Source organism: Microbacterium sp. Ld4 (assembly GCF_045066555.1).
GTDB lineage: Bacteria > Actinomycetota > Actinomycetes > Actinomycetales > Microbacteriaceae > Microbacterium.
This window is the reverse complement of the sequence record NZ_JBISHE010000009.1, coordinates 132,909-150,419: the sequence shown is the minus strand read 5'-3', so window position 1 is coordinate 150,419 and position 17,511 is coordinate 132,909. Positions and strand designations below refer to the sequence as shown.

At 69.6% G+C, this 17,511-nt stretch carries 18 protein-coding genes; 16 read left to right on the top strand and 2 right to left on the bottom strand.

Annotated elements, in window-relative coordinates; all coding sequences use genetic code 11:
* Nucleotides 1-72: 72 nt before the first annotated feature.
* From lepA to ACJJV7_RS04710, 12 genes are all read left to right on the top strand, one after another.
* Nucleotides 73-1,923: a translation elongation factor 4 gene (gene lepA / locus ACJJV7_RS04765; protein WP_405372822.1), complete on the top strand. Its 1,851-nt coding sequence runs from the start codon at nt 73-75 to the stop codon at nt 1,921-1,923.
* Between the two features lie 4 nt (nt 1,924-1,927).
* On the top strand, nt 1,928-2,578 hold the full coding sequence (locus ACJJV7_RS04760) for a DUF1990 family protein (protein WP_405372823.1): 651 nt from the start codon (nt 1,928-1,930) through the stop codon (nt 2,576-2,578).
* A complete protein-coding gene (gene hemW, locus ACJJV7_RS04755) occupies nt 2,578-3,795 on the top strand; it encodes a radical SAM family heme chaperone HemW (RefSeq protein WP_405372824.1) in 1,218 nt (405 codons plus the stop codon). Before ACJJV7_RS04760 ends, hemW begins: the two co-directional genes overlap by 1 nt.
* A gap of 70 nt (nt 3,796-3,865) precedes the next feature.
* Nucleotides 3,866-4,900: a heat-inducible transcriptional repressor HrcA gene (gene hrcA / locus ACJJV7_RS04750; protein ID WP_405372825.1), complete on the top strand. Its 1,035-nt coding sequence runs from the start codon at nt 3,866-3,868 to the stop codon at nt 4,898-4,900.
* Nucleotides 4,901-4,931: 31 nt separating this feature from the next.
* The gene (gene dnaJ / locus ACJJV7_RS04745; RefSeq protein ID WP_405372826.1) at nt 4,932-6,047 is read left to right on the top strand and encodes a molecular chaperone DnaJ; all 1,116 of its coding nucleotides are present in this window, start codon (nt 4,932-4,934) and stop codon (nt 6,045-6,047) included.
* A 4-nt stretch (nt 6,048-6,051) separates the two neighbouring features.
* On the top strand, nt 6,052-6,789 hold the full coding sequence (locus ACJJV7_RS04740; RefSeq protein ID WP_405372827.1) for a 16S rRNA (uracil(1498)-N(3))-methyltransferase: 738 nt from the start codon (nt 6,052-6,054) through the stop codon (nt 6,787-6,789).
* Between the two features lie 38 nt (nt 6,790-6,827).
* Entirely contained in the window at nt 6,828-7,175 is a 348-nt protein-coding gene (locus ACJJV7_RS04735; protein ID WP_405372828.1) for an HIT domain-containing protein, read from the top strand.
* A 46-nt stretch (nt 7,176-7,221) separates the two neighbouring features.
* On the top strand, nt 7,222-8,250 hold the full coding sequence (locus ACJJV7_RS04730; RefSeq protein WP_405372967.1) for a PhoH family protein: 1,029 nt from the start codon (nt 7,222-7,224) through the stop codon (nt 8,248-8,250).
* Nucleotides 8,247-8,714, top strand: a complete 468-nt coding sequence (ybeY, locus tag ACJJV7_RS04725; RefSeq protein ID WP_405372829.1) for an rRNA maturation RNase YbeY — start codon at nt 8,247-8,249, stop codon at nt 8,712-8,714. Before ACJJV7_RS04730 ends, ybeY begins: the two co-directional genes overlap by 4 nt.
* Nucleotides 8,711-10,033 (top strand): hemolysin family protein, encoded by a 1,323-nt coding sequence (locus ACJJV7_RS04720; RefSeq protein WP_405372830.1) that lies wholly within the window; start codon nt 8,711-8,713, stop codon nt 10,031-10,033. Before ybeY ends, ACJJV7_RS04720 begins: the two co-directional genes overlap by 4 nt.
* A gap of 2 nt (nt 10,034-10,035) precedes the next feature.
* Nucleotides 10,036-10,926, top strand: a complete 891-nt coding sequence (era, locus tag ACJJV7_RS04715) for a GTPase Era (protein ID WP_405372831.1) — start codon at nt 10,036-10,038, stop codon at nt 10,924-10,926.
* Nucleotides 10,927-10,949: 23 nt separating this feature from the next.
* Nucleotides 10,950-11,876: a zinc-binding dehydrogenase gene (locus ACJJV7_RS04710; RefSeq protein ID WP_405372832.1), complete on the top strand. Its 927-nt coding sequence runs from the start codon at nt 10,950-10,952 to the stop codon at nt 11,874-11,876.
* Nucleotides 11,877-11,893: 17 nt separating this feature from the next.
* Here ACJJV7_RS04710 and ACJJV7_RS04705 read toward each other — a convergent pair whose 3' ends face one another.
* Nucleotides 11,894-12,526, bottom strand: coding sequence for a hypothetical protein (locus tag ACJJV7_RS04705; protein WP_405467822.1), 633 nt, complete (start codon nt 12,524-12,526; stop codon nt 11,894-11,896).
* A gap of 193 nt (nt 12,527-12,719) precedes the next feature.
* On the opposite strand from ACJJV7_RS04705, the gene leuA reads away from it, so the two are divergent.
* A complete protein-coding gene (leuA, locus tag ACJJV7_RS04700) occupies nt 12,720-14,492 on the top strand; it encodes a 2-isopropylmalate synthase (RefSeq protein WP_405372834.1) in 1,773 nt (590 codons plus the stop codon).
* Nucleotides 14,493-14,513: 21 nt separating this feature from the next.
* Here the strand turns inward: leuA and ACJJV7_RS04695 are convergent, their stop codons facing one another.
* A complete protein-coding gene (locus ACJJV7_RS04695) occupies nt 14,514-15,200 on the bottom strand; it encodes a trimeric intracellular cation channel family protein (protein ID WP_405372835.1) in 687 nt (228 codons plus the stop codon).
* A 34-nt stretch (nt 15,201-15,234) separates the two neighbouring features.
* Between ACJJV7_RS04695 and recO the strand changes: the two genes are divergently transcribed.
* The 3 genes from recO to ACJJV7_RS04680 are packed head-to-tail and all read left to right on the top strand — an operon-like array spanning nt 15,235 to nt 17,495.
* Nucleotides 15,235-15,963 carry a DNA repair protein RecO gene (recO, locus tag ACJJV7_RS04690; RefSeq protein WP_405372836.1) on the top strand — a complete coding sequence of 243 codons (729 nt, stop codon included), beginning with the start codon at nt 15,235-15,237 and terminating at the stop codon, nt 15,961-15,963.
* A complete protein-coding gene (locus ACJJV7_RS04685) occupies nt 15,960-16,763 on the top strand; it encodes an isoprenyl transferase (protein WP_405372837.1) in 804 nt (267 codons plus the stop codon). The genes recO and ACJJV7_RS04685 overlap by 4 nt, the downstream gene beginning before the upstream one ends.
* A 54-nt stretch (nt 16,764-16,817) precedes the next feature.
* Nucleotides 16,818-17,495 (top strand): DsbA family protein, encoded by a 678-nt coding sequence (locus ACJJV7_RS04680; RefSeq protein ID WP_405372838.1) that lies wholly within the window; start codon nt 16,818-16,820, stop codon nt 17,493-17,495.
* The last annotated feature ends 16 nt before the right edge of the window (nt 17,496-17,511 follow it).

The following is a 17,511-nucleotide window of genomic DNA, read 5'->3' as shown; positions in this document are numbered from 1 at the left end:
TCTGGATGCCTTTTCGACGGGCCCGCGGACGCGATGTCGACCGCCCCCGTGCGCCGGTAGACTCCAGGGGCCATGTCACCCCGTTCCCTCGTGCCCTTGCAGCCGGCCGCGACCCCGCCGTCGCAGATCCGCAACTTCTGCATCATCGCCCACATCGATCACGGCAAGTCGACTCTTGCCGATCGGATGCTGCAGATCACGGGCGTGGTCTCCGACCGCGACATGAGGGCGCAGTACCTCGACCGGATGGACATCGAGCGCGAGCGCGGGATCACGATCAAGTCCCAGGCCGTCCGCATGCCGTGGTCGTCGGGCGAGGAGACTTTCGCGCTCAACATGATCGACACCCCGGGTCACGTCGACTTCACGTACGAGGTGAGCCGTTCGCTCGCCGCGTGCGAAGGCGCCATCCTCCTCGTCGACGCTGCACAGGGCATCGAAGCCCAGACGCTCGCGAACCTGTACCTGGCCCTGGAGAACGACCTCCAGATCATCCCCGTGCTCAACAAGATCGATCTCCCGGCCGCAGACCCGGACAAGTACGCCGCCGAGCTCGCGAACCTCATCGGCGGTTCGCCCGAGGACGTGCTGCGTGTCAGCGGCAAGACCGGGATGGGCGTCGAGGAGCTCCTCAACCGGATCGTCGAGCTGATCCCCGCGCCGAAGGGCGACGCCGACGCGCCAGCCCGCGCCATGATCTTCGACTCCGTCTACGACGCCTACCGCGGCGTCGTCACCTACGTCCGCATGATCGACGGAAAGCTCGAGCCGCGGGAGCGGATCCAGATGATGTCGACCCGGGCGACGCACGAGCTCCTCGAGATCGGCGTGTCGAGCCCCGAGCCCGTCCCGACCAAGGGACTGGGTGTCGGCGAGGTGGGCTACCTGATCACCGGGGTGAAAGACGTCCGCCAGTCGAAGGTCGGCGACACGATCACGAACCACCGCAAGCCCGCAGCCACGGCTCTGCCGGGCTACACCGACCCGAAGCCGATGGTGTTCTCGGGCGTGTACCCGATCGACGGCAGCGACTACGCGATCCTCCGCGAAGCGCTCGACAAGCTGAAGCTGTCCGACGCATCGCTGCAGTACGAGCCCGAGACGTCCGTGGCGCTCGGATTCGGGTTCCGCTGCGGCTTCCTCGGGCTGCTCCACCTCGAGATCATCACCGAGCGCCTGGCGCGGGAGTTCGACCTCGACCTCATCACCACTGCTCCCTCGGTCACGTACGAGGTGCTGACCGACACGGGCGAGACGGTCACCGTCACGAACCCGAGCGAATACCCCGACGGTCGGGTCGACGAGGTCTCCGAGCCCGTCGTCAAGGTCGGCATCCTTCTTCCGAAGGACTACGTCGGAACAGTGATGGAGCTCTGCCAGACCCGCCGGGGCACCCTGCTCGGCATGGACTACCTGAGCGAGGACCGCGTCGAGCTCCGCTACAACATGCCGCTCGGCGAGATCGTCTTCGACTTCTTCGACCACCTCAAGTCGAAGACGCAGGGCTACGCGAGCCTCGACTACGAGCCCGCCGGGTCGCAGACGGCCGACCTCGTGAAGGTCGACATCCTGCTGCAGGGCGAGAAGGTCGACGCCTTCAGCTCGATCGTCCACCGGGAGAAGGCTTATGCCTACGGAACGCTGATGACGGAGCGTCTGCGCAAGCTGATCCCGCGGCAGCAGTTCGAGGTCCCCATCCAGGCGGCGATCGGCGCCCGCATCATCGCCCGCGAGAACATCCGCGCCATCCGGAAGGACGTCCTCGCCAAGTGCTACGGCGGTGACATCACCCGCAAGCGCAAGCTGCTCGAGAAGCAGAAGGAGGGCAAGAAGCGCATGAAGATGGTCGGTCGCGTCGAGGTCCCCCAGGAGGCGTTCATCGCCGCGCTGTCGGGCGACGTCGAGGGCAAGGACAAGAAGTAGTCCCATGCGGCGCGGAAGCTTCCAGGCCGGAACGGTCGACTACGCCGCTGTCGGCGCGACGCAGGCGGCGGACCTCATGGGTTACCCCCCGAAGGGCAGCCTCCCCGCCGAGGCGTCCTGGCGCATCGGCAGCGGCGAGGAGCGCTTCGCCGGCTCCAGCGAGCAGCTGCTCGCGTGGGGCGCCCAGCGCGGTGCCGGCCTGACGGTGAGCGACGTCCGCCCCGCGTCGGGACCCATGTACTCGGGCGTCGGCTTCGACGCGGAAGGATCGCCCGTCCAGGCGAGCCGCCTCGACGAGGATCAGCGCTTCGACGCCGACGGAACCCCCTACGCGAGCCCGGGAGCGACGGTGCGCCTGCGCGGTCGCGCGGCAGGCATGCGCGCCGACGCGGAGCTCCGCGTGATCTATGTGATCGATGAGCCGCGGCGCGTCGGCTTCGCCCTGGGGACCGTCGAGGGATCCGTCGTCAGCGGCGAGGAGTCGTTCGTCCTCGAATGGCGCGAGGACGACGAGGTCTGGTTCACGGTCCGCGCTTTCGATCGCCCCACCGGCGTGCTGTACCGCGTCTTCCGTCCGCTGGTGAAGCGCCGGCGCCGCGAGCTCTTCCAGGGCTACCTGCGGGCGATCTCGCCGCTGTACGCCACCGGCTCCTGATGGGCTCCGCCCTGCCGCTGGGCGACCCGTCGCCCCCTGACGGCGCGCTTCCCGACGATGTCCGTATCGACGCGGCGACGGACTTCGGCGTCTACCTCCACGTCCCGTTCTGCCGTGTGCGGTGCGGGTACTGCGACTTCAACACCTACACGGCGACCGAGCTGCGCGGTGCCCGGCAGGATGCCTACGCCGACGAGGTGCGCAACGAGATCGCCCTGGCCCGCCGGGTCCTGGCCGACCGTGGGCCGCTGCGCGCCGCTCAAACGGTGTTCTTCGGCGGCGGAACGCCGACCCTCCTCCCACCTGGTGACCTCGCCCGAATGCTCGACGGCGTGCGCGAGGCGTTCGGGATCGCGCCCGGCGCCGAGGTCACCGTCGAGGCCAACCCCGACACGATGACGGATGCCGTCGCGCAGACGCTCGCGGAGGCCGGCGTCACACGGCTGTCGATCGGGATGCAGTCCGCGGTTCCGCACGTACTGGCTGCGCTCGACCGCACCCACGATCCCGCGAACATCGCGACCGCGGTCTCGGCGGCGCGGAGCGCGGGCCTGGCGGTCAGTCTCGACCTCATCTACGGCGCGCCGGGGGAGTCGCTGGGCGACTGGCGGGTGTCGCTGGACACGGCGATCGCGCTGGCTCCCGATCACGTCTCGGCCTACGCGCTCATCGTCGAGGACGGGACGAAGCTCGAGCGTCAGATTCGCCGGGGCGAGGTCCCCGCTCCGGACGACGACCTCCAGGCCGACATGTACGAGCTGGCCGATGAACTCCTCGCCGGTGCGGGCTACGGCTGGTACGAGGTGTCCAACTGGGCGACGAGTGAGAGCCAGCGCTCGCGGCACAACCTCTCCTACTGGCGGGGCACCGACTGGTGGGGGTTCGGCCCCGGCGCGCACAGTCACGTCGGTGGTCTCCGCTGGTGGAACGTCAAGCATCCCGCCGCCTACGCGCAGCGTCTTGCGGCGGGGGAGTCGCCCGCCGCGGGCCGGGAGCGGCCGGACGAAGAGGCGAGGCGCCTCGAGGACATCCTGCTGCGCTCGCGGATCGTCGAGGGCGTGGCCGTGTCGGAGGCGACGGATGCCGGACGGCGGGCCGTGGCATCCCTCATCGCCGACGGCCTCATCGATGGCGCCGCCGCCATCGCCGGACGGGTGGTCCTCACGCGGCGCGGCCGGCTGCTCGCCGACGCCGTCGTCCGCGCGTTGACCGCGTGATCCCCGCATCTCCTTCGCCGCGCGGTAGAATTGGCACTCGTTGATCGAGAGTGCCAGCGGAGGAGGAGTCATGGTCTCGGAACGCGGCCTGCAAGTGCTTCGCGCCATCGTTCAGGACTACGTCGACACGCGCGAGCCCGTCGGCAGCAAGGCGATCGTCGACCGTCACCAGTTCGGCGTCTCGGCCGCGACGATCCGCAACGACATGGCGCTGCTCGAAGACGAGGACCTCATCGCGGCCCCGCACACCTCCTCGGGGCGCGTCCCGACGGACAAGGGGTACCGCGTCTTCGTCGACCACCTCGCTGAGCTGAGACCGCTGAGCCCTGCCCAGCGTTCGGCGATCGGGGCCTTCCTCGAAGACACCGGCGACCTCGACGACCTTCTCGTCCGCACCGTCCGCACCCTCACTCGGCTCACCGGACAGGTCGCGATCGTCCAGTACCCGTCTTTCGCGCGAGCGAACGTCTCGCACGTCGAGGTCGTCCACCTGGGCGGCACTCGCGCCGTCGTCATCGTGGTCACCGACACGGGTCGCGTCTCGCAGCGCGTCGCGTTCCTCGCATCCGAGCCCTCGGACGACGACACCGTGCGCCTCAAGAGCGCGATGGCCGCGCTGCTGACCGGTGCGAGCGTGCGTGACGGCGCCGCGGCGATCGCGCGTCTGCTCGACGAAGCAGATCAGACCGGCCGCGACGACAACACCCGCATCGTGCTCCGGACCCTCGGCGAGGAGCTCGAGGAGTTCCGCCACGACCGCCTGGTCATGGCGGGATCAGCGACGCTCGCGCGTCGCGAGTCCGACTTCCGCGGCAGCATCTACCCGTTGCTGGAGGCGATCGAAGAGCAGGTGACCCTGCTGCGCCTCATGGGCGAGATGGTCGCCGACGAGCAGGGGCTGGCGACGAGCATCGGCCGCGAGAACGAGGCCTTCGGTCTCGCCGAGGCGTCGGTCGTCGTGGGCGACTACGACGTCGTCGGGTCGCGGGCGCGCCTGGGCGTGCTCGGGCCGACCCGCATGGACTATCCCAGCAATCTCGCGTCGGTTCGCGCCGTCGCGCATTATCTGAGCCGCCTTCTCGAGGAAGACGAGAAGGCGCGCTGAACTGATCGGCCTGCGGGCCGGAAAGGCGAATGTGGCTGACCACTACGAGGTCCTGGGCGTCGAACGCGACGCGAGCCCGGACGAGATCAAGAAGGCATACCGGCGTCTGGCGCGCCAGCTGCACCCCGACGTGAACCCCGGCGAGGACGCATCCGAGCGCTTCAAATCGGTCACGCACGCGTACGACGTGCTGAGCGACCCCGAGCAGCGCCAGCGCTACGACATGGGCGGCGACGGCGGCTTCGGCGGTGCCGGCGGCGCGAACTTCGGCGGCTTCAGCGACATCTTCGAGACCTTCTTCGGCGGGGGCGGCGGCGGAACCCGCGCGGGTCGTCCTCGGTCGCGGCGCGAACGCGGCCAGGACGCGCTCGTGCGCGTCGACCTCTCGCTCGGCGACGTGGTGTTCGGCGTCCACCGTGACATCGAGGTCGACACCGCGGTCTTGTGCGACACCTGTCAGGGGTCGTGCTGCCAGCCGGGCACCCAGCCGGTCACGTGCGACATCTGCCACGGGTCGGGCCAGATCCAGCGCGCCGTCCGCAGCCTCCTCGGCAACGTCATGACCTCCCAGCCGTGCACCACCTGCCAGGGCTACGGCACGACGATCCCGTACCCGTGCTCCACCTGCCAGGGGCAGGGGCGCGTCCGCTCACGCCGCACCGTGTCGCTCGACATCCCCGCGGGCGTCGAAAGCGGTCTGCGGCTCCAGCTCCCCGGTTCGGGCGAGGTCGGCCCCGCCGGCGGACCGAACGGCGATCTGTACCTCGAGGTGACGGTCGAGCCGCACGAGGTCTTCAGCCGTGACGGCGACGATCTGCTCGCGACGCTCGAGGTCTCGATGGTCGACGCCATCCTCGGCACGAGCGTGTCGATCGACTCCCTCGACGGCTCGGTCGACCTCGACATCCGCTCGGGTGTGCAGGCGGGCGACGAGCTCACGATCCGCGGTCGCGGCATCACGCCGCTGCGCGGCGGTCAGCGCGGTGACCTCCGGGTCGGCGTGCAGGTCGTCACGCCGGCGCACCTCGACCCGAAGTCGCGCGCCCTCGTCCAGGAGCTGGCGAAGCGGACGAAGCCCGCGCCGCCGCACCTCGCCGAGTTCCACCCGGGCCTCTTCGCGAAGCTGCGCGACAAGTTCAAGCGGTGACCCGGTGGCCCTCCACTTCGTGATCGACGAGGCGAGCGACGCCCATCCGGGCGGCGCCGTCACGTTGACCGGCGCAGAGGCCCATCACGCGGCGGCCGTCCGCCGGGTGCGGGTGGGGGAGACGGTCACCGTCGGCGACGGCCGCGGCGTCCGACTCACCGGCGCCGTGGCAGCCGTTGCTCCGAAGGAGGTCGTCGTCGACGTCCTCGACCGCGTCGAGACGCCGGCCGCTGTTCCCCGCACCGTGCTCGTGCAGGCCCTCGCGAAGGGCGATCGCGACGAACTCGCGGTGCAGGCAGCCACCGAGCTGGGCGTCGACGAGATCGTCCCGTGGCAGGCCGCTCGGAGCGTGTCGCGGTGGGATCCGGCCAAGGCGGCGAAGGGCGTCGCCCGCTGGGACGCCATCGCCCGTGAGGCGGCCAAGCAGGCGCACCGCGACTGGCTGGCCGAGGTCACGCCGCCCGCCACGACGCGCGACCTCGCCGCCCGGGCATCGGGTGCGCGGGCCCTGGTGCTGGAGCCGACGGCATCCGACACGCTGACCTCGGTGCGCTTCGACGAGGGCGACACCCGGGATGTGCTGCTGATCGTGGGGCCGGAGGGCGGTATCGCTCCGGACGAGCTCGCAGCGCTCGAATCGGCGGGCGCGACGCTCGTGCGGCTGGGGGAGACGGTGCTCCGGACCTCGACGGCAGGTCCGGTCGCTCTGGCGCTCGTGAACGCCGCGCTGGGGCGCTGGTGACCCTGCCCGGCCCGGGAGGCCGCGACTAGACTGGGGGGATGAGCGAGCCATCGGTCTTCACCCGCATCCTCGACGGAGAGATCCCCGCAGAGATCATCGCCGAAACCGACAACGCGTTCGCCATCCGTGACATCGCGCCTCAGGCTCCGGTCCATCTGCTCGTGATCCCCAAGACGGCGAAGTACCGCAACGTCGTCGAGCTGGCCGCCGGTGACCCGGCCCTCCTCGCAGAGGTCGTGGGCTTGGCCAACTCCGTCGCCGCCGAACATGCCGGCGGCGACTTCCGATTGGTTTTCAACACCGGCGAGGACGCCGGCCAGACCGTCTTCCACGTGCACGCGCACGTTCTCGGCGGCGGTCTCAGTGAAGGGAGTCTGGGTGCCTGACGACACCGAGAACACCGTCGACCGCATCTACGCGGACGGCGTCGCGATGGTTCAGCTGCTCGGTCCGCAGGACCGCCTGCTGCGCACCGTCGAGCGGGAGCACCCCGACGTGCAGGTGCACGTGCGGGGCAATGAGATCACCCTCACCGGCGACGCGGATGCCGTGGCCGCGGCGCGCGAGCTCGTCGACGAACTGATCGGCATGGCCCGCGCCGGCCAGGGGCTCGATCCGAGCGACGTCACCCAGTCGAGCAGGATCCTCCGATCGGATGCCGGTGTGCGCCCGTCCGAGGTGCTCGGAGAGGCGATCCTCTCTTCGCGCGGCAAGGTCATCCGACCCAAGACGATGGGCCAGAAGGACTACGTCGACGCGATCGAGGAGAACACGATCGTCTTCGGCATCGGCCCTGCCGGCACCGGTAAGACCTACCTCGCAATGGCGAAGGCCGTGCAGGCCCTGCAGCGCAAGGAGGTCAGCCGCATCATCCTGACGCGTCCTGCCGTCGAGGCGGGGGAGCGCCTGGGCTTCCTGCCCGGCACGCTCACCGACAAGATCGACCCGTATCTGCGCCCCCTGTACGACGCGCTGAACGAGATGATGGACCCCGAGCTCGTGCCGAAGCTCATGGCATCGGGCACGATCGAGGTCGCCCCGCTCGCGTACATGCGCGGACGCACGCTCAACGACTCGTTCGTCGTGCTCGACGAAGCGCAGAACACGACGCCCGAGCAGATGAAGATGTTCCTCACCCGGCTCGGGTTCGGAACCCGGATGGTCGTCACCGGCGACATCACCCAGGTCGACCTGCCGCAGGGCGCATCGGGCCTCCGACTCGTCACTCGCGTGCTCAAAGACATCGAGGACATCCACTTCGCCACCCTCACGAGCGCCGACGTCGTGCGTCACACCCTCGTGGGCCGCATCGTCGATGCCTACACGGTGTACGACGAGGAGCGCCTCGCTGCCCGTCGTGACCGCGACGAGGCGAGCGAGTTCGCGAACCGCGCCGAGCGGCGCACCACCCTTCGACCGAACGGTCCCCGCGACCGGCAGCCCAAGCGAGGACGTTCATGACGATCGAGATCACCAACGAGTCGGGGGTCGAGATCGACGAGACCGTCCTGCTCCGACTCACCGAGCACAATCTGGCCGAGCTGAACGTCAGCCCCGACGCCGATCTCGCGATCCTGCTGGTCGATGAGGGTGCGATGGAGGCCCTCCACGTGCAGTGGATGGACGAGCCCGGTCCGACCGACGTCCTGAGCTTCCCGATGGACGAGTTGCGTCCCGGCACCGACGAGATGCCGACGCCCCCAGGGCTCCTCGGCGACATCGTGCTGTGCCCGCAGGTCGCCGAGACGCAGGCGACGGCCGCCGGCCACCCGACCGTCGACGAGCTGATCCTCCTCACGACGCACGGTCTCCTCCACCTGCTCGGCTTCGATCACGCGGAGCCAGAGGAAGAGCGTGAGATGTTCGGACTCCAGAAGGAACTGATCGGTTCGTTCCGCGCCGCTGAGCGCCGACGCCGCGCATGACCGAGGCCCTTCTCCTCGTCGCCGCGGTCGCCCTGGTCGCGCTCGGCGGCCTCATGGCCTCGCTGGAGGCCGCGCTCGATGTGACGTCGCGGGCCGACCTCGCCGACCTCGCGGACTCCGCCCGCTCGCGCGCGGCTCTCCTGCGCATCGCCGCAGACCCGGATGCGCACCGGACCGCCGTGGTCTTCATCCGGATCCTGGCCGAGACCGCCGCGGCTGTGCTCGTGACCGTCGTGTTCATGCTCCTGTTCGACAACATCTGGTGGGCGATGCTGGCGGCGGTGATCGTGATGACGATCACGTCGTTCGTGCTCGTCGGGGCGTCGCCTCGCGCCGTCGGCAGACAGCACTCGAAGGCCTTCCTCCGGGTGTGCGCGCCGATCGTCCGGGGGGCGCGGATCGTCCTCGGCCCCTTCGCGCACCTGCTCGTCGTCGTCGGCGACCGGCTGACTCCCGGCATCCACCGGAACACGACGTTCTCGTCGGAGGAACAGCTGCTGAGCATGGTCGACGAGGCCGCCTCGCAGGACCTCATCGAGGAGGACGACCGCTCGCTGATCCACTCGGTCTTCGATTTCACCGATCGGTTCGTGCGCGCCGTCATGGTGCCGCGGACCGACATGGTGACGATGGATGCCGCGGCGTCGACGCAGGAGGCGATGGCGCTCTTCCTCGACAAGGGCGTCTCGCGCATCCCGATCGCCGACGGCGAGGCCGATGACATCATCGGTGTGGTCTACCTGAAGGACCTCGTGCAGTTCGCGTTCCGCGACGAAAGCGCGTGGCGCGGTGTCCGGGTGGCTCAGATCGCCCGCCCCGCGGTCTTCGTGCCTGAGTCGATGCGCGCCGAGACGCTTCTGCAGCAGATGAAGCGCGAAGCCGTCCATGTCTGCCTCGTCGTGGACGAGTACGGCGGCGTGTCGGGGCTGGTGACTCTCGAGGACCTGATCGAAGAGCTCGTGGGCGAGATCGCCGACGAGTACGACCCTCGATCGACCGAGGTCTCGGACCTCGGCGACGGCCGATACCGCGTCAGCACGCGCCTCGCCCTCGATGAGGTCGGCGAACTGTTCGACATCGAACTCGAAGACGACGACGTCGACTCGATCGGCGGCTTCTTCGGCAAGGCGCTCGGCAGCGTGCCGGTGCCCGGCGCCCGCGTCGAAGCCGGTGGCCTCATCATGACCGGCGGCACCTCGCGCGGCCGCGGCCGCGGCCTTGCCACCGTCTTCGTCGAACGCGCCGCCGCGCCCGACGACGGCGACCCCATCCTTTCCACCCGTACCGGAGAGATCCGCGTCTCGCGGGGATCGGAGTGACCATGACCGAACGATCGGGTTTCGTGACGTTCGTCGGACGACCGAACGTCGGCAAGTCGACGCTGACCAACGCCCTCGTCGGCGAGAAGGTCGCCATCACGAGCGACAAACCGCAGACGACCCGCCGCGCCATCCGCGGCATCCTCAACCGTCCGGGCGGCCAGCTCGTGATCGTCGACACCCCGGGCATCCACAAGCCCCGGACGCTCCTCGGGCAGCGCCTGAACGATCTCGTGGAGCAGGTGCTGGGCGACGTCGACGCGATCGGCTTCCTCGTCCCCGCGAACGAGAAGGTCGGCCCCGGTGATCGCCGGATCGCCGCGTCGCTCGACGGATACCGCCGCGCGAAGAAGGTCGCCATCGTCACCAAGGTCGACATCGCCTCGCGCGATCAGATCACGGAGCGCCTGCTCGAAGTCAACGCCCTCCGTGAGGACTGGGACGCCGTCATCCCGCTCTCGGCCGTCACCGACGACCAGCTCGACATCCTGGGCGACGAGCTGCTGAAGCTCATGCCGAAGGGCCCGCCGCTCTACCCCGCGGGAATCGTCACCGACGAGACCATCGACGACCGGATCGCGGAGATCATCCGCGAGGCTGCGCTCGAGGGCGTGCGCGACGAGCTTCCCCACTCGATCGCGGTCACGGTCGAGGACATCGCGGCCCGCGAGGGCACCGACCTGACCGACATCTACGCGAACATCGTGGTCGAGCGCGACAGCCAGAAGGCGATCATCATCGGTCACAAGGGCTCGCGCCTGGCCGACGTCGGATCGCGGGCCCGCGCCGGCATCGAGCCTCTCGTCGGCGGCCGGGTGTTCCTTTCGCTTCGGGTCCGCGTCGCGAAAGAATGGCAGCGCGACCCGAAGCAGCTGGGTCGCCTCGGCTTCTGATCGGTTCGACGAAGGAGACGCGCATGGCACAGGCATGGTTCGCCACCGGCCCGGACGGGATCTCGTCCTGGGAGCTCCGCGAGGTGGATGTCGCGCCCCCTGAGGCGGGTGAGGTGACGATCCGCGTGCGTGCCGCCGGGATGAATCCCGCCGACGTCAAGCACAGCGCCCGCCCGGGGAGTGCCTTCCCGGTGCCGCTCGGCTACGAGGTGTCGGGGGAGATCGCCGCGATCGGCGCCAACACGGAGATCGGTTCCGGCGCCGCGGTCGTGGGCGACGAGGTCGTGGCGTTCCGGGTCTCGGGCGGCTACGCGACCGAGCTCACGGTGCCCGCGTCGAAGGTCTTCGCGAAACCCGCACCGCTGAGTCACGCCGCGGCAGCAGGGCTCCTGCTCGCCGGCGCGACGGCCGCCGAGATGCTCGAGCTCAGCGGCGCGGCCGACGGTGACACCGTTCTCCTCCACGGCGCGTCGGGGGCCGTGGGGGTCAGCTTCCTCCAGCAGGCGGCGCTGCGCGGCATCCGTGTCGTCGGAACAGCGAGCGATGCGAGCGCGGGCATGGTCCGGCAGTACGGCGGGATGCCGATCGCCTACGGTGATGGGCTCGTCGAGCGTGCACGCGAGGCCGGTGGCACCTTCGTCGCGGCGCTCGACGCCGTCGGCACCGATGAGGCGATCGATGCCTCCCTCGCCCTCGTCGCCGACACCCGCCGCATCATCACGATCGTCCGACCCGACCGCGTGGAGTCCGACGGGATCGTCGCGATCGGCGGGATGAAGAGAGCGAGCGCCGAGTTCCGCGACGGCGTCCGAGGCGCACTCGTCGACCTCGCCGGCCGCGGCCTTCTCGAGGTTCCGGTCGTCCGGACCTACGCGTTCGCCGAAGCTCGAGATGCGGCGGCCCACCTGATGTCGGGGCACGCCGGCGGCAAGCTCGCGCTCGTCACCTGACCCGCACCGGTCGCGGCTCAGCCGACAGCGCGCAGCGCCGAGTTGACGACGACCTTGCCGTCGCCGAAATCGGCGTCGGCCGCATCCTGGAATGTCCCGTCGTCCCAGACGACGTCGACCCACAGCCATCCGCGGTCGTCGGTGTACGACCCCAGGTAGCTTTCGGCGAGGGCGTCCGGCAGGGTGTCGCTGATCGTCTGAAGCTCCTCGGCGGTGCCCGACCCGGTCTTCCCGCCGGTGGGGTCGGCGGGCTTCATCGGGTCGTAGAGGGCCAGCAACACCGGGGGCTGGGTGACGGTGAACGTCTCGCCGTCGTACGTTCCCTGCACGGCGTAGGAGCCCCAGGTCTGTCCGCTCATCGTCTCGGCTCCGTCGACACCCTCCCACGTCCACCCCTCGAGCGGGATCCCGCTGCACTGCGTCGGTGCTGATTCGGCCACCGCGCCCAGGCAGAGCTCGGGGGAGTCGCCGGTGTCGAGCACCATTCCCTGGGCGACGACCTCTCCGCTCGGCGGTCCGGGCCACAGCGAGCCGAGAGCGCTGCCGACCGGGGCATCCGGCGCGGAGCCCGGGGCGGCAGGCGTGGCGCACGAGGTGAGCAGAAGAGCGGCGCCCAACAGGAGGCCGGCCGCGAGGTGACGGTGCATCATGTCTGGAGAGTGTCGGCCCTGCGCGGATCGTCTCAGGTGGTCTCGCCGCTTTTCCGGTGTAACGTGGGTCGCATGCGCGCAGGCACGCTTCTTCTCCTTAGCTGCCGCGACGAGACCTCGCACTAACAGGGCCACTCTCGTCGCGGAGCTTTCCGTGGGCCCGAACCACGATGACGAGAGAAGAAGCCACATCATGCGAAACAACCAGAAGCCCTCGAACGCACCGATCCACAAGTACCGTCCGTACTCCGATCTGATCCGCGTCGACCTCCCCGACCGCACCTGGCCGACGAAGCGGATCGAGGTCGCCCCCCGCTGGTGCGCCGTCGACCTGCGCGACGGCAACCAGGCGCTGATCGACCCGATGAGCCCCGAGCGCAAGCGCGTCATGTTCGAACTGCTCGTGAAGATGGGCTACAAGGAGATCGAGGTCGGGTTCCCGAGCGCGAGCCAGACCGACTTCGACTTCGTCCGTCAGCTGATCGACGATGGCCTGATCCCCGATGACGTCACGATCCAGGTGCTGACCCAGGCGCGCGAGCACCTCATCAAGCGCACCTACGAGTCGATCGCCGGCGCGAAGCAGGCGATCGTGCACCTCTACAACTCGACGAGCATCCTGCAGCGGGAGGTCGTGTTCCGCACCGACCAACAGGGAATCATCGACATCGCTCTCGACGGCGCGCGCCTGTGCCGCGAGTACGAGAAGACGATCCCCGAGACGGCCGTCTACTACGAGTACTCGCCCGAGAGCTACACCGGCACCGAGTTGGAGTTCGCTGTCGACGTCTGCAACCAGGTGATCGAGGTCTTCGAGCCCACGCCCGAGCGCAAGGTCATCATCAACCTGCCCGCCACGGTGGAGATGGCCACGCCGAACGTCTACGCCGATTCGATCGAGTGGATGAGCCGTCACCTGGCGCATCGCGAGAACGTCATCCTGTCGCTCCACCCCCACAACGATCGCGGCACGGCGATCGCCGCGGCCGAGCTCGGCTACATGGCCGGTGCCGACCGCATCGAGGGCTGCCTCTTCGGCAACGGTGAGCGCACCGGCAACGTCGATCTGGTCGCGCTGGGCATCAACCTGCTGACGCAGGGCATCGACCCGCAGATCGACTTCAGCGACATCGACCAGGTCAAGCGCACCGCCGAGTACTGCAACCAGTTGCCGGTGCCCGAGCGGAGCCCCTGGGCGGGAGATCTCGTCTTCACCGCCTTCAGCGGCTCGCACCAGGACGCCATCAAGAAGGGCTTCGAGGCGATGGAGGCCCGCGCGAAGGCGGAGGGCCGGCACATCGACGAGATCGAGTGGGCCGTGCCCTACCTGCCGATCGACCCGAAGGACCTCGGCCGGTCGTACGAGGCGGTCATCCGCGTCAACTCGCAGTCGGGCAAGGGTGGCGTCGCCTACCTGCTGAAGTCGGATCACGCGCTCGACCTGCCCCGCAAGCTGCAGATCGAGTTCTCCGGTGTCGTGCAGGCCAAGACGGATGCCGAGGGCGGCGAGGTCTCGAGCGGTCAGATCTGGTCGATCTTCTCCGACGAGTACCTGCCGGCATCCGCGTCCGACGCGAAGTGGGGCCGGTTCGAGCTGCTGTCGACGGGAACGCAGAGCGACATGTCGGGGGCGATCACCCTCGACGTCACGCTGCGTGACGGTGACGAGCGGGTCACCGCGGCGGGAACGGGCAACGGACCGATCGCGGCGTTCCTCAGCGTCTTGCACGAGCGAGGGTTCGACATCTCGCTCTACGACTACGTCGAGCACACGCTCGGCGCGGGCGGTGACGCTCACGCGGCGGCGTACGTCGAGCTCCAAGTCGACGACCAGCGCCTGTGGGGCGTCGGCATCGACGGCGACATCTCGACGGCGAGCCTGAAGGCGATCGTGTCGGCGGTCAACCGCGCGATCCGATCCCGCTCGGCGGCCGCGTCAGACGCCGGCGAGCTCGCCGGCGTCTGAGCCGCTCCGGCCGGAGAGTCGTCAGGGACGGATGATCGGGATGGTCGACGTCTCGACGGCGACCTTCCGTCGGTAGACCGCGCGCTGCTCGGGCAGCGAGATGTCGAAGACCACCGCGAGCACACGGATGACGGCGGTCACCCCGATGCAGATGAGGGCGGCGGGCACGGCCGACAGCCCGAACGCGTCGAGCGCGACGAGCACGGCGCAGCCCGCCGCCGCGGCGACCGCGTAGAGCGAGCCGACGTGCATCATGGCGACGGGCAGGCCCATGAACACGTCGCGGAGAAGACCACCGCCGACGGCGGCGCACGCCCCGACGAAGATCGCGGGAACGGGAGGCAATCCGAGGGCGAGGGCCTTCGTCGTGCCGAACGCGCCGAACATTCCGATCACGACCGCGTCGAGCGCGACGATCATGCCGTTGAGTCGCTGGAACACGTTGGCCAGCAGCATCCCGAACAGTGCCGCCAGGGTCGCCGTCGGCAGGTACCAGTTGCTCTCGAGCGAGGCGGGCGTCGTATTCAGGAGCAGGTCGCGCACGAGACCGCCGCCGAGCCCCATGACGATGCCGATGATCGCGACTCCGAGGAGGTCGAGTCGGCGCTGCCCGACGAACCCCGATGCGAACAGGGCCCCCTGGATGCCGCCGAGGCCGACGGCCAGGAGGTCGGCCCAGAGGGGGATGAGGAACTGCGGCTCGGTCACGCCTTCATTGTGCCTGGTCGCGAGATAATGGAGGGTGCCCACCTACCGCGACGACGTCGTGGTCCTGCGAACCCACAAGCTGGGGGAGGCGGACCGCATCGTGACGATGCTCAGCCGTCATCACGGCAAGGTGCGCGCCGTCGCCAAAGGGGTGCGGCGCACGTCGTCGCGCTTCGGGGCGCGGCTCGAGCCCTTCATGGTGGCCGACGTCCAGCTCTACAAGGGCCGCTCGCTCGACATCGTCCAGCAGGCCGAGTCGATCGGCGCGTACGGGGCCGACATCGCCACCCACTACGACCGGTACACGGCGGCCTACGCGATGGCCGAGACGGCCGACCGGCTGAACGAGTCCGAGGCGACGCCGCAGCAGTATCTCCTGCTCGTCGGCGGGCTCCGCGCCCTCGCGCGGGGCGACCACGCGTCGCGGTCGGTGCTCGACTCCTACCTCTTGCGGGTCATGTCGCTCTCGGGCTGGGCCCCGTCGCTCGGCGAGTGCGCCCGCTGCGGCGTTCCGGGGCCGCACGACTGGTTCGTCGCGCAGATGGGCGGTGTGGTCTGCAGCGCCTGCGCTCCCGCAGGCTCCGCACGCATGTCGCCGGAGACCGGAGGCCTGCTCCGGGCTCTCATCGCCGGGGAGTGGGATGTCGTCGACGGCGCCTCCGACGGCGCCACCGCGGCATCCTCGGGCCTCGTCGCCGCGTACGCGCAGTGGCATCTCGAGCGCGGTATCCGTTCCATGTCGCACTTGGAGGCGCCTCGATGAGCCCGAAGCCGTACACGCACCGCGACGCCGTCCCCTATCGGCCACTCGACTGGACCGGCATCCACCCGCCGGCGTTCCCGCGGAACGGTGTGCCGGACCACGTCGCGGTCGTCATGGACGGCAACGGTCGCTGGGCGAACCGCCGCGGACTCACCCGCATCGAGGGGCACCGCGCCGGCGAGGAAGTGCTGCTCGACGTCGTCGCCGGTGCGGTGCAGGCGGGCGTGAAGCACCTCAGCGTCTACGCGTTCTCGACGGAGAACTGGGCGCGTTCGCCCGAAGAGGTGCGCTTCCTCATGGGGTACAACCGCGACGTGCTGCATCGGCGGCGCGACCAGCTCAACGAATGGGATGTCCGCATCCGCTGGGCCGGCCGCAAGCCGCGCCTGTGGGGATCGGTCATCAAGGAGCTCCAGCACGCCGAGGAGCTGACGGCGGGCAACACCGGGCTGACGCTGACGATGTGCGTCAACTACGGCGGACGCCACGAGATCGTCGACGCGATGCGCGCGATGGGCGAGGAGATCGCGAAGGGCAGGCTCAAGCCGTCGGCGATCACCGAGAAGACGCTCCGCCGGCACCTGTACGTGCCGGACATGCCCGACGTCGATCTCTTCATCCGCTCCAGCGGCGAGCAGCGGACCTCCAACTTCCTGCTGTGGGAGGCCGCCTACGCGGAGATGGTCTTCCTCGACACGCTGTGGCCGGACTTCTCCCGCACCGACCTGTGGGGGGCCATCGAGCTCTACCTGTCACGCGATCGGCGCTTCGGCGGCGCCAAGGACGCCCCGACGGCCTGAAACCCGACGCCGCGGGGCGGAATAGCGCGGCGTGGTGCCGACGTTGCACGGGATGTGACGGATGCCATCAAGATCGACGTGTGGAGTGACATCGCCTGCCCCTGGTGCTACATCGGCAAGCGCAACCTGGAGTCGGGACTGGCCGAGACGGCCGCCGACTCCGATGCCCCCCGAGTGGAGGTGACCTTCCACTCCTACGAGCTGTCGCCCGACACGCCCGTCGACTTCGACGGCAGCGAGGCCGACTTCCTCGCCGGGCACCGCGGACTGCCCGCCGCCGAGGTCGAGCAGATGATTGCGCGGGTGACCGGCGTCGCGGCCGAGGCAGGACTCGGCTACCGCTACGACCTCCTCAAGCACACCAACACCGTGAAGGCGCACGAGCTGCTGCACTTCGCCAAGGAGAAGGGCGTGCAGCCCGAGCTCACCGAACGCATCATGGCCGCGTACTTCGTCGAAGGCCGTCACGTCGGCCGCGTCGACGACCTCGTCGACCTCGCCGCTGAGGCGGGCCTCGACGCCGGCGAGGTGCGCGAGGCGCTCGAGTCGAGCCGGTACCTCGACGCCGTGCGCGCCGACCAGGCGCAGGCGCAGGCCTACGGCATCCAGGGTGTGCCGTTCTTCGTGATCGACGGCAAGTACGGCGTCAGCGGCGCGCAGCCGCCGGCCGCGTTCGCACAGATCGCCCGCCAGGTATGGGCCGAGCGCGCCGAGGCTCCCGCAGCATCCTGAGGCTGCTGCCGCACGT